Origin of the sequence: Shewanella sp. 8A (genome assembly GCF_023475945.1) — a bacterium.
Classification (GTDB): domain Bacteria; phylum Pseudomonadota; class Gammaproteobacteria; order Enterobacterales; family Shewanellaceae; genus Shewanella; species Shewanella xiamenensis.
In genome coordinates this window covers 1-25,602 of the sequence record NZ_JAMDJP010000001.1, presented here as the reverse complement: position 1 = coordinate 25,602, position 25,602 = coordinate 1, and the positions used below count along the sequence as shown (strand labels likewise).

The following is a 25,602-nucleotide window of genomic DNA, read 5'->3' as shown; positions in this document are numbered from 1 at the left end:
GGCTATTCTCCCGCTCGTGGACGCTTAACGCCTGGCACTGTTGCGCGGCCTGTGGCTACATCTTGGCCACGACCTGTTAGGGTGGCTGTGGTCACTTTGCCCACTAACTCAGTTTTAATCAGCCCTTGCTCGGCCAGCCAAGCGAGCTGCACCTTTAACGAGTCGCGACTAATATCGAGGCCATAGGCAATCAAGCCATCTTGTAAGATGGACTCATTGAGTGCGAAGGCTCCCGCTTCGGTCAGTAATCGAAGCACCACTAGGCGTTGGTGCTCATTGATAATTTGCTGCATCGCCATTAATGGCCTCCTTTCAGTTCGTTTTCGAGAAGCATGTCGGTCTTGGTTTCGAGTCGGTTAAGTCCCTGTTGCATTGATCCAAGCCGTTCAACTAAGCCTGCTAGGGTTTTATCCAGGGCATGCAGTTCATCGCTGGTCGGCATGTACTTCAACTGCAATTCGGTTTCGCTTAAACGCTTGTCAATTTCAGCCACCTTTTGGACCACCTTTTCGTGCTCGATGCGTGGGGTAAAGCGAGTGCTAAACCACGCCATTAACAGGGCGCAGAACACGCTAATCACGCTGCCAATAAAGCCCCAGTATTTGCCGAAAAACTCAAATAACGATTCGATCATAAACGCGTCCCATAGCGCTGCTTTTGGCGCTTATCTTCATCCTGTTGGCAACTAATACAGCGCTGGGCTGTGCGTCGTTCTGGCTCCACCGCCTCAAGGCAATCAATGCAAATACCATTTCCTTGAGGCTGTTGTTTGTGGCGAGCGGCATCAATGCAAGCATCACGCTCGCGGGTTTCCATCGTGCTCGCCCAATCGTTTTCATCCATGCCTATTCCTAATATTTGGCTTATTTGGTTTGGTCTGTTTGGTGCCGTTGACGCCAATCGTGCAGGGCTTGCCAGTAAAGGTTGCATTGTCCTAAGTCAGTGAGTAACGAGATCATTAGCCTCACTGACTGTGGGTTGGATAGGCATTGTTCCTTCTGGGTTTGCAGGCACAGCAAGACCTGTGGCGGAACCTGAGTGACGTTGCACTCGCGCATCAGAGCCTTGGGCGGCAACACATACAGGGTCTTGTAAGTTGGCACGTAACGCACAGCGGGCGGCGCTGTCGTACACGCGCACAACATCGTTAGGCACAGCAGCAATAAGCCATGCTTGCGTTTGTTCATCCTGGGCGTCCTCAAGTAGCTGGGTCAGTTGGTGGTTAAGGTCTTGATTGCGGGTAGCTAACGCGGCCCTTTGTTGCTCGATTGTTTGCACCTGCAAGGCGAGGGTTTCGCCTTCGGCTTTGATCGCTGAGCGTTCGAGGTTGGCGTCTTGAAGCCATACAGCTAAGGTGTCGGCGCTTTGTTTCAGGGCGGCTTTGTCAGCTAATGCTTGAGTGAGCAGGCTTTTAGTGCTCTGTTGTTGCTGGTACATCAGCCCAATAGTGACAATGGCCAGCGACAGAAATAGCCACTGCACAGTGCTTATGATTTGTGAGGGATTCATTGAGCACTCCCTGTTGATTGCGCCAGGCCCAGCTCGCTTAAGCAAATGGCTTGCTCTTCGGCTCGGCGTTTAATCAGCCCATGAAGGCGTACTTTGACACCTAGGCGGGTGCCATACGTCCAACCATTGCAGACTCGCTCACCCGTTTGTGGGTTGGTAGAACAGGCTTGGGTTAGCTCCATGCAGGCACCTACACGATCCCCTGCAAGTAACTTTTTACGCAGAGTTGAGCTGGCAAAGTTGCCATAGCCCGCCCAATGCATAAACGACAGGTAAGCCGCGTGCTCGCCGTCAGTGAGCCTTGCAGGGGCCGTGAGTTGCAGCAGCTGCTTATCGGCACGGGCGATATCCTTGGCGAAAATCTCCATGCACTGCTGCTCGGTAAAGGTTTGCCCAAGCTTCAAGTCTTTACTTGTGTGGCCACGGCAAGCGGTGAGTACGCCTACCGCATCGACATAAACCGTTAGGCTATTGCCCTCCCATTTATCGGTAAGCTGTGCGCCAGTAATTGCAGCCGAGCTTAAGCCTGCGGCCATTAAAAATGCCTTGAGTTTACTGTTCATTCGGCACCTCTATAGCTTGTGCCTTGCGTTGTTCGCGGGCTTTTAAAATGTGTAGATAGGTGACGCCATGCCAGCCCTGGGAGTAATAACTCTGGCGGGTGGCGCTGTGGCTATAAAGTGGAACGGTTGCAGGTACATCGCCAGCTAACTCGGCTTTGATGCGGGCATTAAAGCCGTCCTTGGCACACTGCCGATAAACTCGGTTTTGAATGCGCTTAGGGCGAGCATTAGCAATCGGCATGCTGTTAACGCCGCTGCGATAGTTATTGTGGGTAACAAAGGCCATAAAAAAACCGAGACAGTGAACATGGGTTCATTGTCTCGGTTTAATGGTTTGGAGCGGATTTGAAAGGTTTCGGGATAAACTTACTTGATAATTTCTAACACATTTCCATTCATATCCGTTTTCGCAACGACCTCTTCTGTGACGACCGCCCCAAACGAATTTTTACCTCGATACTGCATCGTTACAACGAGGTAATTATATTTGTCAACGTACTGAGTTTTGATGTGTTCAAAACTGCTAGGGTCTTTTAAATTTGCTTTGACCACTTTAACAAGGCCACTGTGTGAACCATCCCAGCTGCTAAACTGACGGTTTACAGTTTGTTGATGTGAGGCGCTAGCATCATTTTTTAGTTCAGAGTTATCAGAAGAGTAAAATATGCCTATGATAACAATTACTAACACTATGCTTAAAACACCTGTAATTGCATTACGTTTAGCGCATTTGGGACATTTATTCGATGCCCCTTTACTGACAACAAACAAATATTCTTTTTGGCATTTGGGGCAGGTTGTCATGAAATCCATAAGCTTGTTACTCCTTAATTTTGCACCGATAACATAAACAATCTTGTTAAAACTTTCTATATAACTTTGGCTAAAACAGCCGTCTTTGCTTTCTAGCCACAAAGGCTGCACGCTGTTCGGCCACAATCTCACTGATCCGCCGCTCAGTTAAGCCGTAGTCTCGGCTTAATTGCTCCAAATTATTACCCTTAAATTCGTTCCAAATCTTGATATCCCGAAGCGCTTTTTTAAGGCTTTCGCCATTGGGGATATACATATCACGGCCGCCAAAGTAGAGGCTTAAGCCTGTGGCTAAATCCTCACTGATACGATCAGCATTACTTATCCCATGCTTTTTTAATGTCACTTGCATTAATGCGCTCAGGCTTTGCAGCGTAGAGGGCCAGCGGTGAATAAAATCGCTACGTTCATCGTCTTTAAGTTCACTTAAGGCAGCCAATGCTTGTTCCAGTTCGGCGGCATTGGTCGCGAGCAAATCGAGCTGGTTATCCTGTTGGTTATCGAAGTTAGGTTTCATCGTTACCTCCACGATCCATGGGCTTGGACTTTTTAGCATTTGCTTTAAATCTTGCCATTTGCTCGTCAAATTTCGCTTTAGTTTCAGCAAGGCTTTCTGGGCGGCCATAGCTGGTTATCTCTAGACTTGGTTTAGCATTGGCGGCAGGCACAGCAACGGGGGCTATTGCGTGTAGGCTAATGCTTTCGAGCACTTTTTTTAGATAGTTATGGTTAGTGATCGGTCTCGGATTACCATCAATCCGTGCCGCACGTAATTTGATCACAGTTTCTTCCAATGCAGCCCGCAGCCAGTCGCGGTTGGAGGTAAGAGCCAGTGTTTCATTCACTAAAGTGAGCGCACGGTTAAAGCTCAGATCGCTTTTAGCTGGACGAAACAGGGCGATATAGTTCATTAAGATTCGCCCTGTTGCGCCATCGAGAGGGGCAAGAATCCCCAGCAGCTCGCGCGCGGCTTCGTCGTTAACCATGGCATCAAGATGAATACTGGTGTGGCACACAGGGCAACGGCAAAGTTTCATTGATTCACTCCACGAGTACAGCCCTCATACTGGGCAACAATCACTTCATAACTTGCAGGGCGAGTGCCATTTTCATTCATTTTTAAACGCTCGCCACGGGCAATAATGCGCTCGATTAATACCCGCTTATGCCAGTTTTTAAGGCTTTCAAGCACCTTGTAGGCTTGTGGTTCTGTCATCCAAGGGGTGGCATCCACGCCCTCGTTTTTACTGCGTAACGTCATGCGGCGCACATAGGCATCGAGCGCCGACTCGCTGTTATCCTGGATCACTAAGTGATGGCCCATGGTGATCCAAATGGCGCGGATTTTATCTATGCTTGCCAATTTGCTTTTACCCGCAGCAGGGCTTAAACGGCGTTTTTTATGGGTGTTTAAAGTAGGTTTAAAGCCCTTTTGCTTAAATACTTCTAGTGCCTGTTCAAGCTCAGGTAAGTTCATGGCCCGTAAGGAGTCCTTACCCGTAGCGTGTTTTAACATGGCACGGTAGATAGTCTCATCGAGCCGCAATGATCCCTTAGCCACATTGATTAGCGTGATCAGACGCTTCTTATGCTGAGCGACTGGCACTGGGGCTTGTTGATTAGTGTCTAGCATTATTCGTCATCCTCATCGGTTGTCGTTACGATCACGCGAACGGCTTTGGGCTGGCCTTTACGCTGCGGCCAACAAAGACCTAATGCCCCATTAAGAAAATTGATCGCCCACTGTTCTCTTTCAGCCTTCAACTCTGCTTTGGTTTTACCTTTACGAACTGGCCGTAATGGGCAGTTTGCAATGGCATATTTGAGTAAGCGTTTAGCGTAGGGGGTCATTTATCTTTACTCTTTTTGTTAGCTGCTCATCAGTACCTAACCACTACGTTAGGTAGACCGCGCCCCATCACTGAGGCGGGTTTCGCTTACGGTTAACTCAGTACAGATTCAATCGTTAAACAGTCAGCTTTAGTGATTTCCAAACCATTTAATTTTTTTAACTGGCGGCATAAAACCGAGGCTTTGGAGAAGCAAGGTGAAAGCCAAACCAATTTGCCATGTAGATCGGGGTATTCTTTTTTCGCACGACGCTTACCGTAGATCTTCTCTATTTCTGCAATATCTTTTTGTTTGTATCGCGATGTAGTTTTATGGCACCAAACCTCGGGTAAAATTTGGGGCGCGTCCGATGGCAAGTTCTTAATTTGTGTAACCCACTTATTATCAAAAACACCATCTACATAAACCGCTAAAACGGTTTTAGATTCACCGGCGCGACAACGCCTGATAGTTAATTCATGTCCTTGATAACTGAAACTAATATTTACCATTAATCCCGCCATTGCCGTTTCAAGCTGTTGCCATTGCTCTTTTGTGATCGCCATAATTACACCCCCGCGTCCTGTTCAAATGGGACAATCGCAAAATCTTCAATCCCTGTCTTAATGGTGATCCCCGCCACGCCTGCGGCTGCTTTCGGCTCGGCTAAAATGGCGTCCTTATTGATTTCTTCCTTAGTGCGAATAAAACGGTCAAGCTTGAGCGACTTGAGGTTTTCCAACACAGTATCGATACCGCGAATAGATACCGATGGAGGTCTCATACGCCATGACACTTCGCCCGTGATGAGATTGGCGGTCTTGGTTTTTCCGCCCTTAGTAAGTTCATCACGATTCGATTCACACCAGCTTTGGACTCCCGCAGTTAATACCCCGAGATCTTTCTTTATTGCTTCTAGTTGCGGGGAATACGCTTCTGCAACCGCTGCAATTTGGTCATTCATTTGCGTTTCTAAGCGCAGTGCTTCGCGTTGTAAGTCGCCAATTTTGCGGATATCACAAGTCACATCTTGTTTGCTCTGTGGTACATATAGCGCCGCAGCTGCTTTGATTCTTTTAGGTTTTGTAGCCATGTTTAACTCCTTAATTAATGTGCTTTTCTTTGTGCTGCTGCCAGCATTTCTGAAAGAGTTTGGTCTTTCTTTAATTCCGTATTCATCACCTTGCGGCCAGTTAGCTCGACCATATCTTTTGTTATTTCAGGCAGGATGTACTCCATGCTCTTGGCAAGGCTCGCAACAACGGCATCCGACAATGTCCGCTGGCCTTTTTTAGAAACTTCTAACTTCATTTCCACTTGAATGCCTGTAGTGTTTCCCACTTCACCATCGTTAATTTCAATAATTAGCTTGGCCATGGATTACTCCTCCCAGCGCACGGTGACGCCGTGAAATTGCACCGCCATACAACGGCGACGAATGCCTTTTATGTTTTCGATAATATCCACAGCCATGCGGCGAAAATCGGCGGTAGGCTTGTCGATTTGCACGACTTTCACGCCTGAGTGAACCACCTTCATACCGCGTAAACGCAGCGCACTAATTACATCGAATTTAGGGTTTTGGTGTCTCATATTTTGCTCCTTGCTTATGCTTAAACGGGTTAGGTAATGGGGTTATTCCACGCCTTCAAGGTCTTTAAAGGCGGCACGTAAATGGTTAACGCTAATGGCGCTATTGCTGCCGCTGGCCATCATGGCGGCTAGGCGTAGGGTTTGGTTAAGTAGGCGCAGCGCACCTGGGCGTTCGGATATTTGCGTCATCAATGCGCGTTCGCTATCGCCGTGAATGCCCCAAGCGGTGGCGATGGCGGTTACATCGTTTTTCTTGGCTTTGTGAATGCCGACCTTTTTGGCGATACGGCTAAACAAGCGGGCAAAATCTTCATTGCGGCGGCCGCCAGTCAGTTGGGCATAAACGCGGTTATTACCAACCAGCACCATGCCGACTTGGGTTTGCTCCTGCAAAATGCGCAGTTCTTCGAGTGTGGCGTAATCCAAATGATCCGCCTCATCGATGATCACCAGTCCACCTGTGCCCGTTAAGCGGCGCTTAATCGAGCGAGCCAGAGGGCCTTTGCGGCGTGGTGCATCGTCCATACCCAGTTCCAATGCCAGTTCATACAAGCATTCGCTGAGGCTGGATGCGCTTGGTGAAGCGGTGATCATCCACACATTAGGGTTATCGTTGGCGTAGTGTTTCGCGGCGGTGGTTTTACCCACGCCCGAGGCTCCAAATACCACGCTGATACACTCGGCAGCATGGGCATAGGCCAAGGCAGTATGGATTTGATTGGCTGTTTGGGTTTGCACAAACTTAGGTGCGACAGGGTTTGTGGAACGGTGGTTTTGCAGAGCTAACCAGGCGTTGAGCTTTTCGGTTACTCCTGCTGCATCACCACCAATACCATCATATTTACCGTTGAGATATTGACTGATCACGCTAGTGCTAACGTCGATCTCTTTAGCCAGTTTAGATTGGGTCACTTTTTTGCTATCGATCATCGCTTTTACTGTGGCGATAACTTGCTGCTGTTGGTCTAGCTGCTGTTGTGAGCGTTGGATTTCTGATTGAGAAATACTGACAACCTTGTTCATCATTTTTTCCTTTTGGTCGTAATTAACTTGGGTTTAAACGGGTGTTAAAGTCGGTTTTTATTTTTCTCGGCAAACAGTGCCGATACGCCTAATGCAAAGGCTTCTTCAAAGTTTTCACTTTCTGTTTTGGCTAAAGACTGGGCGGCGACAGTGCGCACGGTATTGCCGTGGCGGATATGCACCATTTCGGTGGCTGCTGGTGTTAATGGCGGCTCAGATTCAACCCCGCGCATTAGCTCGGCGGCTTCAAGGTTGCTCATGCGTTTATGCGCTTTGGCGGCGAGTTTGTTGGCTTTAACAAATTGTGTACGTTGGCGAGTATGTTCACGGGCGGCATCGGTATCACCGAAACCAACGGCTTCAATACAAGTCGCCTCACAGATCAGTAAGCCTGACAGCGTGTAACACACCACATTTTTATGCAGGTTATCGGGGTCAAAACGGGCGACGATCTTTTGGCCGATATAGTTGTATAAGGCTTCATGGTGATAACGGTTTTTGCGACTGGCAACGGCACCACCTGCGTTTAACACTATGGTGGCTTGACTGCTGACGCGTACCGCTTCGGCGCTGAGTAACAACATGCGTTTTTGTTCGCTAGTGGCTTTGCGAACCGTGGCATTTTGATAGCTAGCAGCAAAGGCTTCATCAAACGACATAATGCCGCGACATACTTCGGTTTCACGGTTTGGCCGTTGGTTATAAGTCTGAACACCTTCTGCTAAGCGTTGGATAAACTCCTCATAAGAGATCACTTTACTGCCGTAGTTATCGGGTTTAGCGCTGGTATTTGGTCCCGTATAGGCACCAGCAAAAGCAATATGCTTATCAACAAACTCACCTAAACCGCCGATACCAAAGGCGCGTTCTATCGGTTTGGCTTGGCCATGACCTTTACCAAAAATCACACTTGACCAATGCAATTGAATACCAAGCATGGGGATCAATCCCATCGGATCATCGGGCTTAACTTTAAAGCGATAACGGTTTGGCACACCGCCTGTAATCCACTTGTTGGCGGCGGCACGGGTGTTATCGATAGTGATATGTTTGGGGATACCATATTTTTCGATCACATCCATTAAGGATAGGCGTATGGTATCGGTGTTTTCGGATACACCAGTGCGCCAACCAAGGATCTTACGGGTGCGAATATCAGCCCAAAACCATGTTTTAGGACGGATAATTTCGCCGCTAGGCCATGCAACAAAGTCATTGTGTTGATAGCCGTCACCGTTGATCCACTCCATTGCCTCAATATCCAGCACGGTACGTTGCTGTGCGGGATAGAGCGTCATTAACGCATGCTGACCTTTACGCAGTAACACTTGATGTTCGTGCGGCACCTCTTTATCTAAACGGCGTTTAAGGCTATCTGCCGATGGCACTTGCCATTCGCGCTTTGCTGCCATTTCAATTAAGCGGTAATAGCTAGTGGCAAAGTTAGGCTGTTCTTCCCGTAGGTAATCAGTTTTAAACCAAGCCCACGCCTCATCACTGACAGGCGCTAAACGGTTTAAGGCATTATTCATGGCTGATATTTTGTTTTTGGTCAGCAGCTGCGGTGCCCAATCAGCTTTATCAAAGCCTTCTACCTTTTTGCAGTCGCGGCGAAGTGTGGGTACTGCGACACCAAACTCAGCGGCGATATGCTCATAAGCCGCCATTTTGTTGGTACCTGTTTCCACTAGCGCATAAAAGGCACTGACATAGGCCAGTTTGCTTTTAGCGACAGATTGCGCATGTTCACCCGCACGTTCCCACAATTGCCACAGGCTAGCGGCATCGTAACGCTCACGCGCGGCTTTAGGTTTGGGGGCATTTAATACGGTACCGTTAAGCTCTATCTTGCCTTGCTGTGCAAGCAACTTGGCTTTAGCGGCGGGAGGTAAACTATTGAGGTGATATTCAAAACCACCACCACGGCCTTCACGCTTGCGGCATGTCCAAGATTCGCGTTTAGCTTTGGCATTAATGTTTTGTGTGGTGCCTGGCATGTCTGGCAAACCGATTAATTCGGCAGCACTAAACCATTGTTTTTGTAATGTGCTCATTCATCTTCTCCATCAAACATAGCCAGTTCTGGTGTTTGGCTTTTGCTGACGTTTTCGCTATGCCAAGCGATGCCTCCCATGACATGATTGAGTGCGGTGATGGTATCTTCTGCTGCGCTTTGCCCTTGGTAAAAACGGATTAGTAAGCCCATAGCATCACTAAATGAGCCTTGTAGTTCGTTGACTTCGGCATTAGTTGCCTTGCGGCCGCTGGGAATATCAACAACAAGGCGGTTGCTAGAGGCAGCGATATACAAGGTCATATAATCCGCACCACAGGCATGCTCAAATGGGCGGATCAATACGGCAGGAATGCGACCATTCTCAAGCCACTTATAGAGTGTCCATTTACTAGGTAACCCCATCAGATCGGCAACGCGGTCTACTGAAAGGTTTTGTTTTTCGCGAGCAAACTCTAAGCACAGCTCCATTGCATGGCGCAGGCTATTGGCTCGTACCTTTTTCCAGTTGCGTCTACTCATTGGGTTATGCCTTTAAAGAGGTGTTCCAAACAAAGCCAGATCTTGCAGATATGAAAGTTGCGATCGCCTGACTACCATTGATCCAGTGCATATATGAAAGTGACGTGAACACAAATGAACTCATGCGACTTCCTTTTGTGCGTTTACACAATCATTTGTGCTAACATTGGTTTTGGTGCTTTTGTTAGGATGTAAATAGCGGCTTGGCCAAATTACATTTGGTTCGACACCAATTGCAGTGGCGATAATACGTTCGCCCTTAGGCCACTTTCTTGCTAAGGCATTCCACAACGTACCCGCATTACTGTACCCAGCAGCCTTTGCTACTTGGGTTAAGTTGGTACCTTGTTTTTTGAGGGCGGCAATAATGTCTGCGTGATGCCAATCATTTTCTGGGTTTGGGATAGGTTTTTGCTTATCCATTTTTTTGCCCTTTTGTTTGTGAGATTTACTAAAAAGATAACACAAATATATTCACGAACACGTTTGTTTTCAAGTTAAATTTAAACATTCATGTTCATTTTTGTGAGTTTTATCCACCAATTAAACACGCTTGTTTTTAAATCAATGGTTTATAGAAAACATGAACGAAGAAAATAAACATGAACGATCGCATTCAAGTTCTTTTGGTGAACATGAACGTTTCTGCGATAGATTGAGTCTTGTTATTGGCGATGAAAGTATTCGTTCATTTGCATTGAGAGCGAATTTGTCACCACCAGTAATAAAGAAATATGTCGAGAACGATTCAACGCCAAACGTTGAAAGACTTGTGGCGATAGCGGAGGCTGCTGGAGTAACCGTTGAATGGCTTGCTACAGGTAAAGGGCCAAAGTATCCAAATGGAATTGTTGAGTCTGGCAATCAGCATCAAGTTATAGAGGGGATGTGTGGGGCTTATAAAGCTAACAATGACTTTCTATCTGAGTTTGCCTTGATACCAGGCTATAGCGTTCAAGTATCCGCTGGTTGGGGAAGTGAAGGTTCGGATGACATTGAGCCTAGTCGTCATCTAGCTTTTAGAAAGCGTTGGCTTAAATGGCGTGGTTTTGCCGAAAAGGACTTAGTTATAGTATGGGCCAAAGGCGATAGCATGGAACCTATCATAAGCAATAACAACACTTTGCTCATCAACACGCAGCGCACCGAACTGACCGATGGCAATATCTATGTGATACGCAGTGATAACCAGCTATGGGTAAAACGTGTCCAGGTTAAACCAAACGCTTGGCTTTTATTGAGTGATAACCCTTTATACCCGCCAATCGAAGTGCCTAAGACGGAGCAACACAACTTCCATGTAGTTGGTCAGGTCGTTCACATATCGAAGGATATTGGGGATTAAGATTTAAACCTCTTTTAAACGTCGCATGGGTTTAAATCACAGTGATCACTTTTTTAGCGGCATTAACCTAAATTGGATCGCCATTGATCAAAATTGAGATCGCACACACTAGGAACAAAAAAGGCGCGGTAGCCAGGACAAATCCACCAGCAAACCCGCGCCATTCCTCTATCGATCTCATTTATTCAGGCCAAATTTTATCTAATCTCGATTTAATTGGTTTCTGATCATTATTTAAGAGTCTATACAACGAGCAGGAGTAATAATCCCAGCAGAAGGAACAGCAACGCATTAAAGAAGGACTCTATCAGTGACCAAAAAGTGTAGAGTTTCACCCGCTCATGGCGCACAAAATACTTAGGCACGCTGTAGTTACCGATAATGATCCCCGCACTCACCATCGCCAGTGGCCCCGACACTCCTAATACTTCGGCGATAACATAACCCGCCGTCGGGATCAGTAAAGTCACCAGCATTAATTGAGTTTCTTCCTCACAGTAGCGAAAGAAATGGTGCAACAATACGCCCAGCACTGCGCCATAAACGACGCCCCCGAGCGCCTCTTGAACAAACAATAACGAGATTTGCGTGAAGGTCAGCGGCTCAGTTGAAAAGGCTAGATGGGAGATGGCCACAAAAATCACCAGCCCAATGCCATCGTTAAAGAGCGACTCCCCTTCCACCTGAATCGCAATATCTTCGGGCGCGCCCATCTTCTTCAAAATGGCTAAAACGGCAATCGGATCTGTGGGTGAAATCAAGGCGCCAAAGAGCAAACAATGGCTTAAGGCCAAGGGCAATCCCAACATGGGAGCTATGTAGTAAAGCAAACCACCGACGATAAAAGTCGAGAGCAAGGTACTGACGAAGGCAAGGATGAGGATTTCCCATTTCTGATGCCTTAAGATTTTTAAGCGGATCTGTAATGCCCCAGCAAACAACAGGAAACCTAACATGCCATTGAGCAATAAGGCTTGAAAGTCGAGTTTCTCCAGCCCTGCCACAAAGTAACCATAAACATTACCGCCAAGTGCTTTACCCGCCAACAATAGCAACAGACTCATGCCCAATGCTAATGCGGTAATGGCGACGGTTTCTTGCAGCTTATGTAAACGTGAAGATGCCACTGAGGTGACTAAGGCTAACGCACAGAGAATACACAGAATTTGATAACTAGTCATAAGAGTCTCTAATCACCCTAAGATGAAGAGACTCTAGCACAAGTTTTAGACTTCTAAACCATCCAATAGACTTAACCAGCCTTTAATTATCCGATGACAAAACCAAATAATACCAAAGAGATAAATCGAAAGACTAAGCCAAGTAATCGGCAAGCAATAACCTAATATTAAGAGTCCTAAAAAAATCATATTAGAATGGCGTTGCCAACGCAGGTGCGAAGCTAGTACCGCATTGCCTTGAGAGTGTCGCTGAGACAAGTTAATAAACAAGCTCAGCAGCACAGGAAGCAGTAACAACGGAAAGCCGGACATTAAGGCGTAAAGTAAATGGCCTAAGCTGCGATCTTCAATTTTTGCGGCATAAGTGGTTGTCGTTGTCATTGAGAGACTCCAGCCGGACGATGGGACTGGGCGTGAACTCCGCCCTTGTCTTTAACCTTACGTTCTCAGCGATATAATCGCAACTACGCTACCAAAATATTTCCGTTAAGGATGGCTCAAACAACTCAATATTAGCCCAACGACAGCGTTACATCCGACTTAAGCTTAGTTGAACAGGCTAACACATATCCGGCATCGATATCAGCTGGCGTCAATGTCATGCTACTAGTTGACTCAGTCTCCCCTTCGAGCACTTGGCATTTGCACGCGCCACATACACCCGAGCGGCAAGCCGCAATAATCGGTAAACCTTCAGCTTCAATCCCCTCAAGTAACGTTTGCTCTGCCGTTAAGGCCCGCTTTTTATCCCCAATAGATAACATAAAGCTTGCGCTGGCATTAACTTGATTTGCTGATTGCATTTCAGCTTGCTTGACTCGGCTTTGCGCTTCTTTCACTGCGGTAGCAAAACTCTCGTGATACAGCTTACTCATATCAAAGTTAAGATCAGTCAGAATCTTTTTCACGGCCTGCATATAAGGCTCTGGCCCGCACAAAAATACGGTTCGCTCGGCAAAATCAGGCACTAAATCTCGTAGATTATTGGCACTTAAACGGCCGATATCGTGTAATGTTTCCTCAGTATGCCAAACCGTATCAGTGGTGACATTCTCCACAATATAACGCAGTTTAAAATCTCGATGGCGCGTAGCCATGGTCTCTAATGAAGTTTTAAAAATAATATCGGCTTGAGTTCGCGCGCTATGTACAAAAGCGATGTCGGCATTCATTTGGGTATCGGTTAAATAGCGCGACATCGAATACATAGGTGTTATACCGCAACCTGCGCTCAAAAAGAGGTATTTTTGGGCTGAAATATCAAACAGATTGAACTGCCCTGTTGGCGGCAGGACTCGTACCATTTGTCCTGGCTGTAGATGATCAATCAGATAATTCGATACGAGTCCTCCCTCAACCCGCTTAATGGTCAACATTAACGAGTAAGGTCGGGACGGCGTCGAAGATAAGGTATAACTGCGGCAAGCCTGTTCACCGTTGATGTCTAGCACTAAGGTCATAAATTGACCCGGCTTATAATCAAACTTCATCGGCTCACCCGCTTGAAAGCGAAAACTCACCACATCAGCGGTTTCGTTCCAACGTTCCACACACACTAACTGACTGAAACTGTCTTGACGCGCAGGCGTGGAGGATAAAGTGATATCGGGTAGAGTATTGATATTCATAATCTTTGTATCCATAACACTGCGGCCTTATCGTCAAGCCGCAGTGATTCTATGCTATCAATCGACCTAGGCTACGTTTAGCATGGTCTTAAGATCGGCTTCCACTGTAGTGGTATTACGCAAGCCAAATTTTTCTTCCAAAATCTTGGCCAAGTTTGCAGTTAAAAATGCCGGTGGCGTTGGGCCAGTACGGATGTTTTTCACCCCGAGTGACAACAGCGTCAGCAGCACCACAATGGCTTTTTGCTCAAACCATGAAAGCACGAGATTCAATGGTAATTCATTGATATCGCATTCAAAGATTTGTGATAGCGCGATAGCCAACTGGATAGCAGAATAGGCATCGTTACATTGGCCAATATCAAGTAAACGCGGAATACCATTGATATCGCCAAATTCCAACTTGTTGAATTTGTACTTACCACAACCTAAGGTCAGGATGACGGAATCCTTTGGCGCCGATTTCGCTAAATCGGTGAAATAACTCCGCTCCGACTTATCACCATCACAACCTCCGACTAAGAAGAAGTGTTTGATAGAACCGTTTTTCACATTTTCAACTACTGTTGGGGCGGCAGCCATTAAGGCATTTCGGGCAAAACCGATGGTGATATTGTGTGGGATTTCATCGTAGTGGAAGCCATCGAGCGCTAGCGCCTTTTCAATCACTACTGAAAAATCATCGCCAGTCACATGGGTCACACCAGGCCAGCCTACGATGCTACGAGTAAAGATACGGTCGCTATATTGGCCAACATTCGGGTCAATAATACAGTTAGATGTCATCACCACAGCGCCAGGGAAGTTGGCAAATTCTTTTTGCTGGTTCTGCCATGCACTGCCGTAGTTACCCACTAAATGGGGGTATTTTTTAAAGGCTGGGTATGCAAGTGCGGGCAGCATTTCGCCATGGGTATAAACATGAATGCCTTTGCCCGCTGTTTGCTCAAGGATAAGCTCTAAGTCTTTCATATCATGGCCAGAAACCAGAATAGCTTTGCCTTTTACCGGTTTAGTGTTGACGACTGTCGGTTCAGGATGACCAAAGGCTTCGGTCTCGCCCGCGTCAAGCAAAGCCATAATGCGGTAGTTTAATTGGCCAATTTCCATCGCAGTGGAGAATAATTTATCTGCATCAACACTCGGTTCACCGAGAAACGCCATGATTTGATGAAAATCCGCAGCAATCTCAGTATCGGTTTTACCTAGTACACGCGCATGCTCCATATAAGCGGCCGCACCTTTAAGGCCGTATAAACAGAGTAATCGAAGTCCTAAAATATCTTCATGAATGTGATTTTTGTCTTTATTAAGCGACGCGATAGGTGCTTGAGACAGCATTTCAAGCTTGCTTGTGCCTAACACTAACTGCGCGACTGGCGGCATCTGCTCTGCCGTTTTCCCGCTCTTTTCACAAGCGGCTTCATAGGCTGTTTTTAGATTTTCACGGTGTGTTGCAGCTTGCTGTACATAAGCAATAATCCGCTCATCATCGAAGTTGACGTTGGTTAAGGTTGAGAAAAAAGCTTTAGGAACAAAAGTATCGACTTCAGAATCTACAATGCCTAACTCGCGCGCTTTTACCGCATAAACGGAAACACCCTGCAACATGTAGATTAATAAGTCTTGCAGATCGGAGGTTGCCGCTAATTTTCCACACATACCTTGGGAATAACTACAACCATTGCCAGCGGGTGTACGAATGGTTTGCTCACACTGAATACAGAACATGGATAGACTCCTAATTTAAATTCATGCTTTATTTATGCATGTTTAAAATTAGTCTACCTAAACCGAAAATAAGCGACAGTGTTTTCTTACCTTGAATGCCAAATCTTAGAGAGCGATCACCTTAAGCAGTTGCTAATTTACACAATAAAAGTGACTCAAAACCCATAAAAAATGCCCATCAAAGATGGGCATTTTTTATAGCTAACTCATTCATTATCAGTTCGTTTTCATATCACTTACCGATTGCAGCATCATGCGGCTTTCGCGCTGAAACTGCGGCGCAAAATCACCAAACCACTTAGCAACCGTTTGGAACTGGTTGATAAACGCTTCCCTATCGCCCCGCTTTAATAGCTCTAATGCCTCGCGATAGTTATCCAAATAATCGCCAATCGCATGCTGGCTGTCCTGTTGGGCAAAAATAATATCGGCATAAAGCTCTGGGCTTTGGGCAAACAAGCGCCCTACCATGGCGAGTTCTAAGCGATAGATGGGCGAGCTAAATTGCAGCAGAGTTTCGATATCTGCTTCTTCTTTGCAAAGGTTTAAGCCATACACAAAGGTTGAGAAGTGGCGCATCGCCTGTACCAACTGCATCGCATTATCGTGGCGTTCAGGCTCGGCTTCGACAATTCGTGCGCCCCAAATCGTAATTTGCTCGAGTAACCATTGGTATTTATCCGCTTCGCGTCCATGACACACTACCACAACCTGCTTAGCTAAACTGCCGACATCGGGGCCAAACATAGGATGAAAGCCAACAACGGGTCCCTTGTGGGCAGCTAACATGGCATTCATCGGTTCAGTCTTGATGGAGGTTAAGTCAGCTAAAATACAGTCCTGTGGTAATTGGGTTAGTTTTGCACGGATAAGGTCGCAGGTGATGGCGATAGGCACAGTTACCAGTACCAATCCGGCATCAGCAAATAAGTTTTCCGCTTGCTGCCAGTCGTCTTTATCAAGCACTTTGACCTGGTAACCCGAGAGCGACAGCATCTGTTGAAACAGTCCACCAAGCTGGCCTTTCCCGCCCACAATCACAACTGAACCTAGGTCATTTTTAACTTGCTTAAAGCCAACATCCTTCTCGTTGAGATAGGACTCACGCATCAAGCGGCGCAGAATATCTTCAATCAGTTGCGGCGCAATACCCATGGTTTTGGCTTCTTCGCGGCGTTTTGCCAGCATTGCGGCTTCACGTTGCGGCGCATAAATCGGCAGGCCTGCGGCATGCTTAACTGTGCCCACCTGCGCGACTAAATCTAGCCGTTTACGCAGTAAATGCAGCAATTGCTGGTCGACGCCGTCGATAAGGCCGCGAAGGTGTTCTAATTCAGTTGTGGTTTTTTCGTTCATGTTATCGGTCCACTACCCACCTAAAAGGAAGGTGTTTAAACGTTAGGCACTTAAGATTTGCTCTCAAGCATTGGCCACTTTGAGCATATCAAAACGCGTTGGCAATACCGAAGATAACTTCGATGCGCCCGCACGTAAAACGCTTTCGGTTTTTTCCCAATTAATACAGGAGTCTGTCACAGAAACCCCGTAGGCCAATTCGCTTAATGGTTTATCACAACTTTGATTACCTTCGTTTAAATGACTTTCTAGCATTACGCCAATAATGGACTTATTGCCGTTGTAGATCTGGGCAAATACATCTTCACACACAGGGACTTGCCTGGTGTAATCCTTAGAGGAATTGCCATGACTGCAATCGATAATAAGGCGCGCATTGAGTTTGGCCTTATGTAGCTGCGCTTCACATTCAGCCACACTGGCCGCATCGTAGTTTGGTGTTACGCCGCCGCGCAGGATCACATGCCCATCGGGGTTTCCCGCCGTTTGCAACAGAGCGACTTGACCCTGTTGGTTAATCCCCATAAATCTGTGGCTGCTGGCCGCCGATTTAAGGGCATTAATTGCCACATCGAGCTTTCCATCTGTACCATTTTTAAAGCCAACGGGCATAGACAAACCCGACGCCATTTCCCTGTGGGTTTGCGATTCAGTCGTACGAGCACCAATGGCCGACCAAGTCACTAGCTCCGAAATATATTGCGGACTGATAGGATCGAGCGCTTCGGTGGCGACGGGCAGCTCAAGCTCTGCAAGCCAAATCATCAGCTCACGCGCCATCTTTAAGCCTTTTTCGACATCGAAGGATTCATCCATATCGGGGTCGTTAATCATCCCCTTCCAACCCACTGTGGTACGTGGCTTCTCAAAGTAGACTCGCATTAAGATGTAGAACTCATCGCTGAGTTCATCGTGTAACTTTTTAAGCTTTAAAGCGTATTCCTTGGCGGCATCGATATCATGGATAGAACAAGGTCCAGTGACAATAAGCACGCGGTGATCGCGCTTATGGACAATATCCGCCACGGTTTTGCGTGCATTGAGGATATAACGATACGCGTGCTCAGAGAGTGGCAGAGTCGCTTTTAGCTCCTGCGGTGTAATAAGGACTTTCTCTGAACTGATGTGTACGTTATTGATCGTATCCTGTTGCATGCTTACCACCTAAAACTGAAGTCATATCCCCAGGTTATCAGGAGTCTGGATCTCAAACCGCTGGGGGAAGAATTAAATAGCCGAGGCCACCATGTAATATCGTAATGATACACCATTACAATAGGCGACCAATATGCCTATTAATTGGCAGAAGATCAAGGAAGAATTTAACAAATTCGGCATTTATACCAATCGCATTAGGGCGTGTTAACGTTTCGATATTAGATTTTGTTCGTTCTGGCAAGCATGTGCTCGCGAAACGAGGAATGATGTGTAGTTATTCAACTCAAATGACGAGCGGCTCTTATAACAAGGCAAAGGCTTGAAGGCACAGTGGCTCTCTGTCGAAAGCCTTAAACGCACGCGAAATCACTAAAATGGCAAACTTCAGCCAACAAAAAACCGCCACTAGGGCGGTTTTCTGTGCGAACACTACGTCTTGTTTTCTGTAGCGGGTACTTTTACTTAGTAGCCAGCTTTTCACGGATACGTGCAGATTTACCTGAACGGTCACGTAAGTAGTACAGTTTGGCACGACGAACGCGGCCACGACGCTTAACTTCAATGCTAGCGATCAGAGGGCTGTGCGTTTGGAATGCACGCTCAACACCTTCGCCATTAGAGATTTTACGTACTGTGAATGCAGAGTGCAGGCCACGGTTACGTTTAGCAATTACAACGCCTTCGAAAGCCTGTAAACGCTCTTTATCACCTTCTTTAACACGAACCTGAACTACTACTGTATCACCAGCACCAAACGCAGGTACGTCTTGTTTCATTTGCTCATCGTTGAGCATTTTAATGATGTTGTTCATAACTTACTCCGTTCTAGAATTAACTGAGCTACGACTAAGCATGCTTGTCCATTGCTTCAACGAACTGCGCTAAAAGAGTCGATTGTTCGTCAGTCAGAGCTAGATTTTCAAATAATTCTGGCCGTCTTAGAAAAGTCCTACCAAGGCTTTGCTGCAAACGCCAGAGTCTAATTTGTTCGTGGTTGCCACTTAGCAGTACTGCAGGTACATCGAGTCCATCCAGACTTTCAGGGCGCGTGTAATGAGGACAGTCCAGTAAACCGTCGGAGAAAGAATCTTGCTCCGCCGAAGCTTGTTTTCCTAGCACGCCAGGAACCAATCTCGATACTGCATCTATCAAGGTCATTGCGGGTAATTCGCCGCCCGAAAGCACGTAATCCCCAACCGACCATTCTTCATCCACTTCCGTTTGAATGATGCGTTCATCAATACCTTCGTACCGACCACACACCAAAATCAACCGGGATGATTTAGCCAACTCAGTAACGCCTTGCTGATCCAGCTTGCGTCCTTGAGGTGACAAGTAAATCACCTTTGCCTCTTCGCCTGCTGCTGCTTTCGCAGCATGAATGGCATCGCGTAAGGGTTGCACCATCATCAACATACCAGGACCACCGCCGTAAGGCCTGTCATCCACAGTACTGTGTCTATCATGGGTGAAATCGCGAGGATTCCACGTGTGCAACTCAAGCAGACCGTTTTTCACGGCACGACCCGTAACCCCAAAGTCTGTTACGGCACGAAACATGTCTGGGAACAGGGTAATTACCCCTAACCACATATGTTGTACCTCGACTTAAAAGTCAGGATCCCAATCCACTAAAATCTGTTTCCCTTGGACATCCACCTTTAAGATGAATTGCCCTGGGACAAAGGGAACCATACGTTCCACTTTGCCGAAACTATCTTTAGCGTTGGCCTTAACAAGTAGTACATCGTTCGAACCGGTTTCCACGATTTGATCGACAATCCCCATGTTATAGCCGGTAGTATTAATCACTTCACAACCGATAAGATCACGCCAATAGAACTCGTCTTCTGGCAATGATTGCATCTGCTGCGGCAGGATACCAATTTCGCAATTGGTGAGCATTTGTGCTCGCTCCCGCGTGGTGACACCTTCAAGTTCGGCTACAACGGCCTTGCCTTGGTAACGCCACTGAGTGACTTTTACTTCACGCCATTCGCCATTTTCTTTAATAAGCCAAGGCGAATAATCAAAGATACCTTCAACAGAATCGGTATAGGCGGTGATTTTCAGCCAACCCTTAATGCCATGACAGGAGCCTAATTTCCCCAGTACGACTGGCTGTTGGTTACTGCTCATCAATCTATACCTTAACGCTATTAAGCAGCAGCTTTAGCGTCTTTAATCAATTTTGCTACGCGATCAGTTGTCGCAGCGCCGTTCGCAACCCAGTGCTCAACGCGAGCTAGGTCTAAACGTAAAGTTTCTTCTTGGCCACGGGCCAATGGGTTGAAGAAACCAACACGCTCAATGAAACGACCGTCACGAGCGTTACGGCTGTCAGCAACAACGATGTTGTAAAATGGACGCTTTTTAGCGCCACCACGAGCTAAACGAATGGTAACCATGCGTTTTCAATCCTCTAATGATTTGCTTGAAGCAAAAATAAAAACTGGAACCCCGTGTTCGCGAAGAGTCCCAGATAGAAAGCCGGAAGATTTTACCTGACTTTTCAACGAATGCAACCCAATCTGGCGATTATTAAACCTGCCATAGAATTGCCCGCCTCATTCCAAATACAATCAACCAACTGATAAGACATCAACTTTGATGAAAATCGTTGAGATTAGCGCCCAGGAAATTTCATTCCGCCAGGCATCATGCCACGCATTCCACGCATCATCTTTTGCATGCCGCCCTTAGCCGACATTTTTTTCATCATTTTTTGCATTTGGGTAAACTGTTTCAATAAACGGTTTACATCTTGAATCTCAGTCCCCGAACCCGCAGCAATACGACGCTTACGTGAGCCCTTAATTAAATCAGGGTTTTTACGCTCTTTCGCCGTCATTGAGTTAATGATGGCTTCCATTTGACGGGTCATTTTACCATCTTGGATTTGCGCTAAAGCATCCGGCGGCAACTGACCAACACCGGGCAGCTTTTCAATCATGCTCATCATGCCGCCCATGTTTTTCATTTGCTGCAGCTGTTCACGGAAGTCTTCGAGATCGAAACTACCGCCCTGCTTCACTTTGGAAGCCAGCTTCATCGCCTTTTCTTTATCGACGCCACGCTCCACTTCTTCAATAAGTGAGAGCACATCACCCATACCTAATATGCGTGAGGCGATACGGTCAGGATGGAAAGGTTCTAAGGCATCGGTCTTTTCACCCACACCCAAAAATTTAATTGGCTTGCCTGTGATGTGGCGAATCGATAATGCCGCACCGCCGCGCGCATCACCGTCGACCTTAGTTAAAATCACACCGGTGAGCGGCAGCGCTTCGTTAAAGGCTTTGGCCGTGTTCGCCGCGTCTTGACCTGTCATGGCATCAACCACGAACAGTGTCTCAATCGGTTTAACCGCCGCGTGCAGCGCCTTGATCTCATCCATCATCGCTTCATCGACGTGCAGACGACCCGCGGTGTCGAGGATCACCACATCGATAAATTTAAGTTTAGCGTGGGCAATGGCCGCCTTAGCGATATCGATTGGCTTTTGGCTCACGTCCGATGGGAAAAACTCCACATCGACTTCGGTCGCTAAGGTCTCAAGCTGTTTAATCGCCGCTGGACGATAAACGTCGGCGCTGACCACCAATACGGATTTCTTATGGCGAGTACGCAGTAATTTACCTAATTTGGCGACACTGGTGGTTTTACCCGCACCTTGCAGACCCGCCATCATAATCACTGCGGGTGGCTGAGTCGCCAAATCTAAGGCTTCATTCGCCTCGCCCATGGATTTTTCAAGTTCGCTTTGAACTATCTTAATAAAGGCTTGGCCTGGGCTTAGGCTTTTCGCCACTTCTTGGCCAACGGCGCGCTCTTTAACATTGTTAACGAACTCACGCACTACAGGCAGGGCAACATCGGCCTCCAGCAGTGCCATACGCACTTCGCGCAGGGTTTCCTTAACGTTTTCTTCAGTTAAGCGACCACGGCCACTGATGTTTTTCAGCGTGCGTGACAGTCTGTCGGTTAGATTCTCAAACATCGTCCTGCTCTATACCTTTAAGGATCTCGATTAATGGGCAGTATTATAACCATGCGTGCGTATTATGCTACTGCTACGCCCCGGTTGCGTTAACTTAGGCATTTAATCTGCTACCACACTTATTTTGCGACTTGACGGCGACTATTTACACCTAACAATAAGAATCTGCTAAATTTTGCAACTTATGTCACTGCCCATTTGCCGATAGCTCATGCTATTCTAGGCAAAATATTGATCTGTATGCCCAGTTAAAACTCAAACAATCTGAAAATACGAGTTTCAAGTAGTTTGGGGATATAAGGCACCTTTAACAACACGAATAGGTTAATTACCCATGGTCATTTTTTCTGCCTCAGCCATTTTTTTTTATTGCATCGCATTGGTATTAGTGACAAGCCGGCTCTTCCATCCTGAAGGCCCTAATCGTAAAGCCGTTGCAGGTATCGCAGCGATTGCGGTGATTCTACACGCAGCCGCCCTCTCACAAGCGATATTTACCCCTGATGGACAAAACTTCAGCCTCACTAATGTGATCTCGTTAGTGAACTGGATCATCGCCTTCACCTTTACCGTGATGATGTTTAGGCTAAAAGTGATTGTGGTTGTGCCCGTGGTTTATGCCTGTTCCGTGCTCTCTGTAGCCCTGCTCTGGTTATTGCCGCCTAAGTTTATTACTCACTTTGAGCTGTATCCTGAAGTCTTAGCGCACGTTGTCCTCTCTCTCATGGCATACAGCGCCCTGATGATCGCCGCCCTGTACGCGATTCAACTGGCGATGATCCAAAACAAGCTCAAAAAGAAACAACTCATGTTAAGCCCTAGCATTCCACCACTGATGACGGTAGAAAAACAGCTCTATCATCTTGTAATTATTGGGGTCATTTTACTGAGCTTATCCCTGGCCACGGGCTTTATCTTCCTCGATGACATGTTTGCCGATGGCAAAGGCCATAAGGCGATTTTGTCAATTATCGCTTGGTTTGTGTATATCGCTATGCTGTGGCAGCAGTATTGGGTTGGCTGTAAGATTCGCACCGCAGTCATTTACACTTTAACTGGGGCAACCTTGTTATCCTTAGCTTATTTTGGCGCTCGCATTGTCAAAGAATTAATTCTTAGTTAATAATTTCAAGTCAGCTTAGGTGCTTACTCGCTAAGCTGACTTGACACCCCGTTTATTTCTCGGTATCAACTTAACCCTATCGGCCTAATTGGAGCCTATTTTTGGACGCTATATCGACAAGCGCACTCCTCATTTTCTTATTGGTGCTTATCCTTTTCTCTGCCTATTTTTCAGGTTCTGAAACCGCCATGATGACTCTTAATCGCTATCGATTAAGGCATCTCGCCTCAAATGGTCACAAAGGAGCCATTCGTGCCCTCAAGTTACTTGAACGTCCAGACCGCTTAATTGGCTTGATTTTGATTGGTAACAACCTGGTTAATATTCTCGCTTCAGCCATCGCCACGATTATCGGAATGCGTCTGTGGGGCGATTTAGGGGTCGCGATTGCAACAGGGGTACTGACATTGGTCGTGCTCGTCTTTGGTGAAGTCACTCCTAAAACCATTGCCGCACTCAATCCTGAACGTATCGCCTTTCCATCAAGCTATTTACTTATCGCCCTATCGAAAGTTTTTTCCTATGTCGTCACTAGCGTCAATTTCATCACCACGGGCATACTGCGCTTAGTGGGGATAAAGTCTATCAACAGCAGCGATGCATTAAGCAAGGAAGAACTTCGCACAGTCGTTCATGAAGCTGGCGCATTGATCCCCCAACGCCACCAAGAAATGTTGTTATCGATCCTAGACTTAGAAAAAGTCACTGTTGAAGATATCATGGTGCCACGCTCGGATATCTATGCAATTAACGTCAATGATGACTTTAAGTATATCAATCGCCAAGTGATCCAAAGCCCACATACTCGCGTGTTGGTTTACCGCGATACCATTGACGATGCTGTCGGCTTTATTCATCTGCGTGATGCGCTGCGCTTGCAATCAAAAGAGCAGTTCAGTAAATCCTCATTGCTGCGCGCCGTCAAAGAGCTCTACTTTATTCCTGAAGGCACACCACTCAATGTGCAATTAGCCAATTTTCAGCACAACAAAGAACGTATTGGCCTCGTCGTGGATGAATACGGTGACATCCAAGGACTGGTAACACTCGAAGATATCCTCGAAGAGATTGTCGGCGACTTCACTACCTCAATGTTACCAACCGCGAGTGAAGAGATTAACCAACAACAGGATGGGAGTTATTTGATTGATGCCAGTATCACCATCCGAGACTTGAACAAAGAGATGAAATGGGATTTCCCAACCGATGGTCCTAAAACCCTCAATGGCCTGATTTTAGAGTATTTGGAGGACATCCCCTCCGAAAACACGAGCCTACGCCTTGCTGGCTACCCGCTAGAAGTCATTGAAGTCGCTGACAATATGGTCAAAACAGTGCGAATTATCCCACAGCATTATCAACCACCCCGCTAACTTTACTACAGATAAAAAAATAGGCCGAATCCAAATGGAATTCAGCCTATTTCCCTCTCCCCCAAGAGATTATTTAACGCTTTGCGTCTTCAGCCGCGCTTCGAGTGCACGGCGTTTCTCAATCGCAATAGGTGTAATTTGGGCATCTAAATCTTTTTCTAGCCCCAGGATAAAATACACTTCGGCCATTAAGAAAAACGGGCCAATTAACAGTTGGTTTAAATCATCAATAAAGGCAGGCTTTGCCTTCTCGTATTGATGGCCAATCAGCTGAAAAAACCAACCGACGATAAATACCGATATGGCTAACCAAAATGCATTGGGAGAGGAGGCCACTAACTCTGTTGAATACACGACGGGGGCGATAAACAAGGCCAGACCAATCGCTAACTTTGCATGCAAACGAAAATAATAAACCAGCACGCCAGCCCCTAAAATCACACCTAAACTCACATCGGCAGCACTACCAAGTGGAATACGGATTGTCGCTAATAATAGAAAAGCCGACCATATAATTAATGGAATACCAATAAAATGAGTTCGAATATTTCGCGGATTTAAATGCACACTTTTATAGGTTGATAACTGCTCTACGGCGGATTTCATCATGGGCTCCTTTTGCTGTGTCCCTGCAAATTAGTTTATAGATAAAACTTTTGACCTAACCTAGCCCAAAAATGCCAGACTGAACAGTAAAAAGTAACAAAAATGTTGCCACGCATTTTACGCAGTAAAGAATCCACCTTCTGAAGAAGGTGGCTTTGTTTTAACCCCCTAAAAGGGGGCCTTTATTCAAGAGCAAGTTGACCCTGCTCTTGCCGCTCTACTTTCTCTTGATGC

General features: G+C 46.6%; 33 protein-coding genes, 1 other RNA gene and 1 pseudogene. 3 read left to right on the top strand and 32 right to left on the bottom strand.

All coding sequences use genetic code 11. The features are described from left to right. Window positions 1-2 precede the first annotated feature (2 nt). The 20 genes from M0413_RS00175 to M0413_RS00080 form a co-directional block, all read right to left on the bottom strand. A complete protein-coding gene (locus tag M0413_RS00175) occupies window positions 3-299 on the bottom strand; it encodes a VpaChn25_0724 family phage protein (RefSeq protein ID WP_248968015.1) in 297 nt (98 codons plus the stop codon). Further along, window positions 299-634 (bottom strand): DUF2730 domain-containing protein, encoded by a 336-nt coding sequence (locus M0413_RS00170; RefSeq protein WP_249552747.1) that lies wholly within the window; start codon window positions 632-634, stop codon window positions 299-301. The genes M0413_RS00175 and M0413_RS00170 overlap by 1 nt, the downstream gene beginning before the upstream one ends. Then, window positions 631-843 carry a TraR/DksA C4-type zinc finger protein gene (locus M0413_RS00165; RefSeq protein WP_249552746.1) on the bottom strand — a complete coding sequence of 71 codons (213 nt, stop codon included), beginning with the start codon at window positions 841-843 and terminating at the stop codon, window positions 631-633. The genes M0413_RS00170 and M0413_RS00165 overlap by 4 nt, the downstream gene beginning before the upstream one ends. 96 nt (window positions 844-939) lie before the next feature. Further along, a complete protein-coding gene (locus M0413_RS00160) occupies window positions 940-1,509 on the bottom strand; it encodes a hypothetical protein (RefSeq protein WP_249552745.1) in 570 nt (189 codons plus the stop codon). After that, complete coding sequence (locus M0413_RS00155; RefSeq protein WP_249552744.1) at window positions 1,506-2,072, bottom strand: lysozyme; 567 nt, start codon at window positions 2,070-2,072, stop codon at window positions 1,506-1,508. Before M0413_RS00155 ends, M0413_RS00160 begins: the two co-directional genes overlap by 4 nt. Then, on the bottom strand, window positions 2,062-2,358 hold the full coding sequence (locus tag M0413_RS00150; RefSeq protein ID WP_249552743.1) for a hypothetical protein: 297 nt from the start codon (window positions 2,356-2,358) through the stop codon (window positions 2,062-2,064). The genes M0413_RS00155 and M0413_RS00150 overlap by 11 nt, the downstream gene beginning before the upstream one ends. Window positions 2,359-2,438: 80 nt before the next feature. After that, entirely contained in the window at window positions 2,439-2,885 is a 447-nt protein-coding gene (locus M0413_RS00145) for a hypothetical protein (protein ID WP_249552742.1), read from the bottom strand. Between the two features lie 70 nt (window positions 2,886-2,955). Next, window positions 2,956-3,402, bottom strand: coding sequence for a Mor transcription activator family protein (locus M0413_RS00140; RefSeq protein WP_249552741.1), 447 nt, complete (start codon window positions 3,400-3,402; stop codon window positions 2,956-2,958). Continuing rightward, a complete protein-coding gene (locus tag M0413_RS00135; protein ID WP_249552740.1) occupies window positions 3,392-3,922 on the bottom strand; it encodes an HI_1489 N-terminal domain-containing protein in 531 nt (176 codons plus the stop codon). Before M0413_RS00135 ends, M0413_RS00140 begins: the two co-directional genes overlap by 11 nt. Next, the gene (locus tag M0413_RS00130) at window positions 3,919-4,518 is read right to left on the bottom strand and encodes a gp16 family protein (protein ID WP_249552739.1); all 600 of its coding nucleotides are present in this window, start codon (window positions 4,516-4,518) and stop codon (window positions 3,919-3,921) included. Before M0413_RS00130 ends, M0413_RS00135 begins: the two co-directional genes overlap by 4 nt. Further along, window positions 4,518-4,736 (bottom strand): hypothetical protein, encoded by a 219-nt coding sequence (locus M0413_RS00125; protein WP_249552738.1) that lies wholly within the window; start codon window positions 4,734-4,736, stop codon window positions 4,518-4,520. The genes M0413_RS00130 and M0413_RS00125 overlap by 1 nt, the downstream gene beginning before the upstream one ends. Window positions 4,737-4,752: 16 nt before the next feature. Then, an RNA gene (locus M0413_RS00120) (hammerhead ribozyme type II) lies at window positions 4,753-4,824 on the bottom strand. Between the two features lie 4 nt (window positions 4,825-4,828). Further along, window positions 4,829-5,281 carry a hypothetical protein gene (locus tag M0413_RS00115; protein WP_249552737.1) on the bottom strand — a complete coding sequence of 151 codons (453 nt, stop codon included), beginning with the start codon at window positions 5,279-5,281 and terminating at the stop codon, window positions 4,829-4,831. A gap of 2 nt (window positions 5,282-5,283) precedes the next feature. After that, window positions 5,284-5,808: a host-nuclease inhibitor Gam family protein gene (locus M0413_RS00110; RefSeq protein WP_133182284.1), complete on the bottom strand. Its 525-nt coding sequence runs from the start codon at window positions 5,806-5,808 to the stop codon at window positions 5,284-5,286. Window positions 5,809-5,822: 14 nt separating this feature from the next. Continuing rightward, window positions 5,823-6,092 (bottom strand): hypothetical protein, encoded by a 270-nt coding sequence (locus M0413_RS00105; protein WP_133182282.1) that lies wholly within the window; start codon window positions 6,090-6,092, stop codon window positions 5,823-5,825. A 3-nt stretch (window positions 6,093-6,095) separates the two neighbouring features. Further along, entirely contained in the window at window positions 6,096-6,308 is a 213-nt protein-coding gene (locus tag M0413_RS00100; RefSeq protein WP_014611540.1) for a Kil protein family, read from the bottom strand. A gap of 42 nt (window positions 6,309-6,350) precedes the next feature. Next, window positions 6,351-7,331, bottom strand: coding sequence for an AAA family ATPase (locus M0413_RS00095; RefSeq protein WP_249552736.1), 981 nt, complete (start codon window positions 7,329-7,331; stop codon window positions 6,351-6,353). A 44-nt stretch (window positions 7,332-7,375) separates the two neighbouring features. Further along, entirely contained in the window at window positions 7,376-9,385 is a 2,010-nt protein-coding gene (locus tag M0413_RS00090) for a transposase domain-containing protein (RefSeq protein WP_249552735.1), read from the bottom strand. Further along, the gene (locus M0413_RS00085) at window positions 9,382-9,867 is read right to left on the bottom strand and encodes a MerR family transcriptional regulator (RefSeq protein WP_249552734.1); all 486 of its coding nucleotides are present in this window, start codon (window positions 9,865-9,867) and stop codon (window positions 9,382-9,384) included. Before M0413_RS00085 ends, M0413_RS00090 begins: the two co-directional genes overlap by 4 nt. A gap of 120 nt (window positions 9,868-9,987) precedes the next feature. After that, entirely contained in the window at window positions 9,988-10,290 is a 303-nt protein-coding gene (locus M0413_RS00080; RefSeq protein WP_249552733.1) for a helix-turn-helix domain-containing protein, read from the bottom strand. A gap of 160 nt (window positions 10,291-10,450) precedes the next feature. Here M0413_RS00080 and M0413_RS00075 point away from each other — a divergent pair, with 160 nt between their 5' ends. Continuing rightward, window positions 10,451-11,212: an XRE family transcriptional regulator gene (locus M0413_RS00075; RefSeq protein ID WP_249552732.1), complete on the top strand. Its 762-nt coding sequence runs from the start codon at window positions 10,451-10,453 to the stop codon at window positions 11,210-11,212. A gap of 248 nt (window positions 11,213-11,460) precedes the next feature. Here the strand turns inward: M0413_RS00075 and M0413_RS00070 are convergent. The 11 genes and pseudogenes from M0413_RS00070 to ffh all read right to left on the bottom strand — a co-directional run. Next, window positions 11,461-12,393, bottom strand: a pseudogene (locus M0413_RS00070) (cation:proton antiporter); the annotation flags it as partial. A 45-nt stretch (window positions 12,394-12,438) separates the two neighbouring features. Next, on the bottom strand, window positions 12,439-12,774 hold the full coding sequence (locus M0413_RS00065) for a hypothetical protein (RefSeq protein ID WP_037425417.1): 336 nt from the start codon (window positions 12,772-12,774) through the stop codon (window positions 12,439-12,441). Window positions 12,775-12,905: 131 nt separating this feature from the next. Further along, window positions 12,906-14,036 carry an FAD-binding oxidoreductase gene (locus M0413_RS00060; protein WP_249552731.1) on the bottom strand — a complete coding sequence of 377 codons (1,131 nt, stop codon included), beginning with the start codon at window positions 14,034-14,036 and terminating at the stop codon, window positions 12,906-12,908. A 51-nt stretch (window positions 14,037-14,087) separates the two neighbouring features. After that, the gene (gene hcp / locus M0413_RS00055; RefSeq protein ID WP_249552730.1) at window positions 14,088-15,752 is read right to left on the bottom strand and encodes a hydroxylamine reductase; all 1,665 of its coding nucleotides are present in this window, start codon (window positions 15,750-15,752) and stop codon (window positions 14,088-14,090) included. Between the two features lie 216 nt (window positions 15,753-15,968). Continuing rightward, on the bottom strand, window positions 15,969-17,108 hold the full coding sequence (gene tyrA, locus M0413_RS00050; protein WP_249552729.1) for a bifunctional chorismate mutase/prephenate dehydrogenase: 1,140 nt from the start codon (window positions 17,106-17,108) through the stop codon (window positions 15,969-15,971). A gap of 63 nt (window positions 17,109-17,171) precedes the next feature. Beyond that, a complete protein-coding gene (locus M0413_RS00045) occupies window positions 17,172-18,263 on the bottom strand; it encodes a 3-deoxy-7-phosphoheptulonate synthase (protein ID WP_037415636.1) in 1,092 nt (363 codons plus the stop codon). A 461-nt stretch (window positions 18,264-18,724) separates the two neighbouring features. Beyond that, window positions 18,725-19,078, bottom strand: coding sequence for a 50S ribosomal protein L19 (gene rplS, locus M0413_RS00040; RefSeq protein WP_006080791.1), 354 nt, complete (start codon window positions 19,076-19,078; stop codon window positions 18,725-18,727). 34 nt (window positions 19,079-19,112) lie between these two features. Then, on the bottom strand, window positions 19,113-19,859 hold the full coding sequence (trmD, locus tag M0413_RS00035) for a tRNA (guanosine(37)-N1)-methyltransferase TrmD (RefSeq protein WP_037415633.1): 747 nt from the start codon (window positions 19,857-19,859) through the stop codon (window positions 19,113-19,115). A 15-nt stretch (window positions 19,860-19,874) separates the two neighbouring features. Further along, window positions 19,875-20,405, bottom strand: coding sequence for a ribosome maturation factor RimM (gene rimM / locus M0413_RS00030; protein ID WP_037415631.1), 531 nt, complete (start codon window positions 20,403-20,405; stop codon window positions 19,875-19,877). A 20-nt stretch (window positions 20,406-20,425) separates the two neighbouring features. Then, window positions 20,426-20,674: a 30S ribosomal protein S16 gene (gene rpsP, locus M0413_RS00025; RefSeq protein ID WP_011071566.1), complete on the bottom strand. Its 249-nt coding sequence runs from the start codon at window positions 20,672-20,674 to the stop codon at window positions 20,426-20,428. A 218-nt stretch (window positions 20,675-20,892) separates the two neighbouring features. Then, window positions 20,893-22,266: a signal recognition particle protein gene (ffh, locus tag M0413_RS00020; RefSeq protein WP_037431253.1), complete on the bottom strand. Its 1,374-nt coding sequence runs from the start codon at window positions 22,264-22,266 to the stop codon at window positions 20,893-20,895. A gap of 334 nt (window positions 22,267-22,600) precedes the next feature. On the opposite strand from ffh, the gene M0413_RS00015 reads away from it, so the two are divergent. Both M0413_RS00015 and M0413_RS00010 read left to right on the top strand, forming a co-directional pair. After that, window positions 22,601-23,389: a cytochrome C assembly family protein gene (locus M0413_RS00015; protein WP_249552728.1), complete on the top strand. Its 789-nt coding sequence runs from the start codon at window positions 22,601-22,603 to the stop codon at window positions 23,387-23,389. Window positions 23,390-23,490: 101 nt separating this feature from the next. Continuing rightward, window positions 23,491-24,762: an HlyC/CorC family transporter gene (locus M0413_RS00010; protein ID WP_037415623.1), complete on the top strand. Its 1,272-nt coding sequence runs from the start codon at window positions 23,491-23,493 to the stop codon at window positions 24,760-24,762. Window positions 24,763-24,831: 69 nt separating this feature from the next. Here M0413_RS00010 and M0413_RS00005 read toward each other — a convergent pair whose 3' ends face one another. Next, the gene (locus M0413_RS00005; protein ID WP_249552932.1) at window positions 24,832-25,368 is read right to left on the bottom strand and encodes an Mpo1 family 2-hydroxy fatty acid dioxygenase; all 537 of its coding nucleotides are present in this window, start codon (window positions 25,366-25,368) and stop codon (window positions 24,832-24,834) included. Window positions 25,369-25,602: the final 234 nt, after the last annotated feature.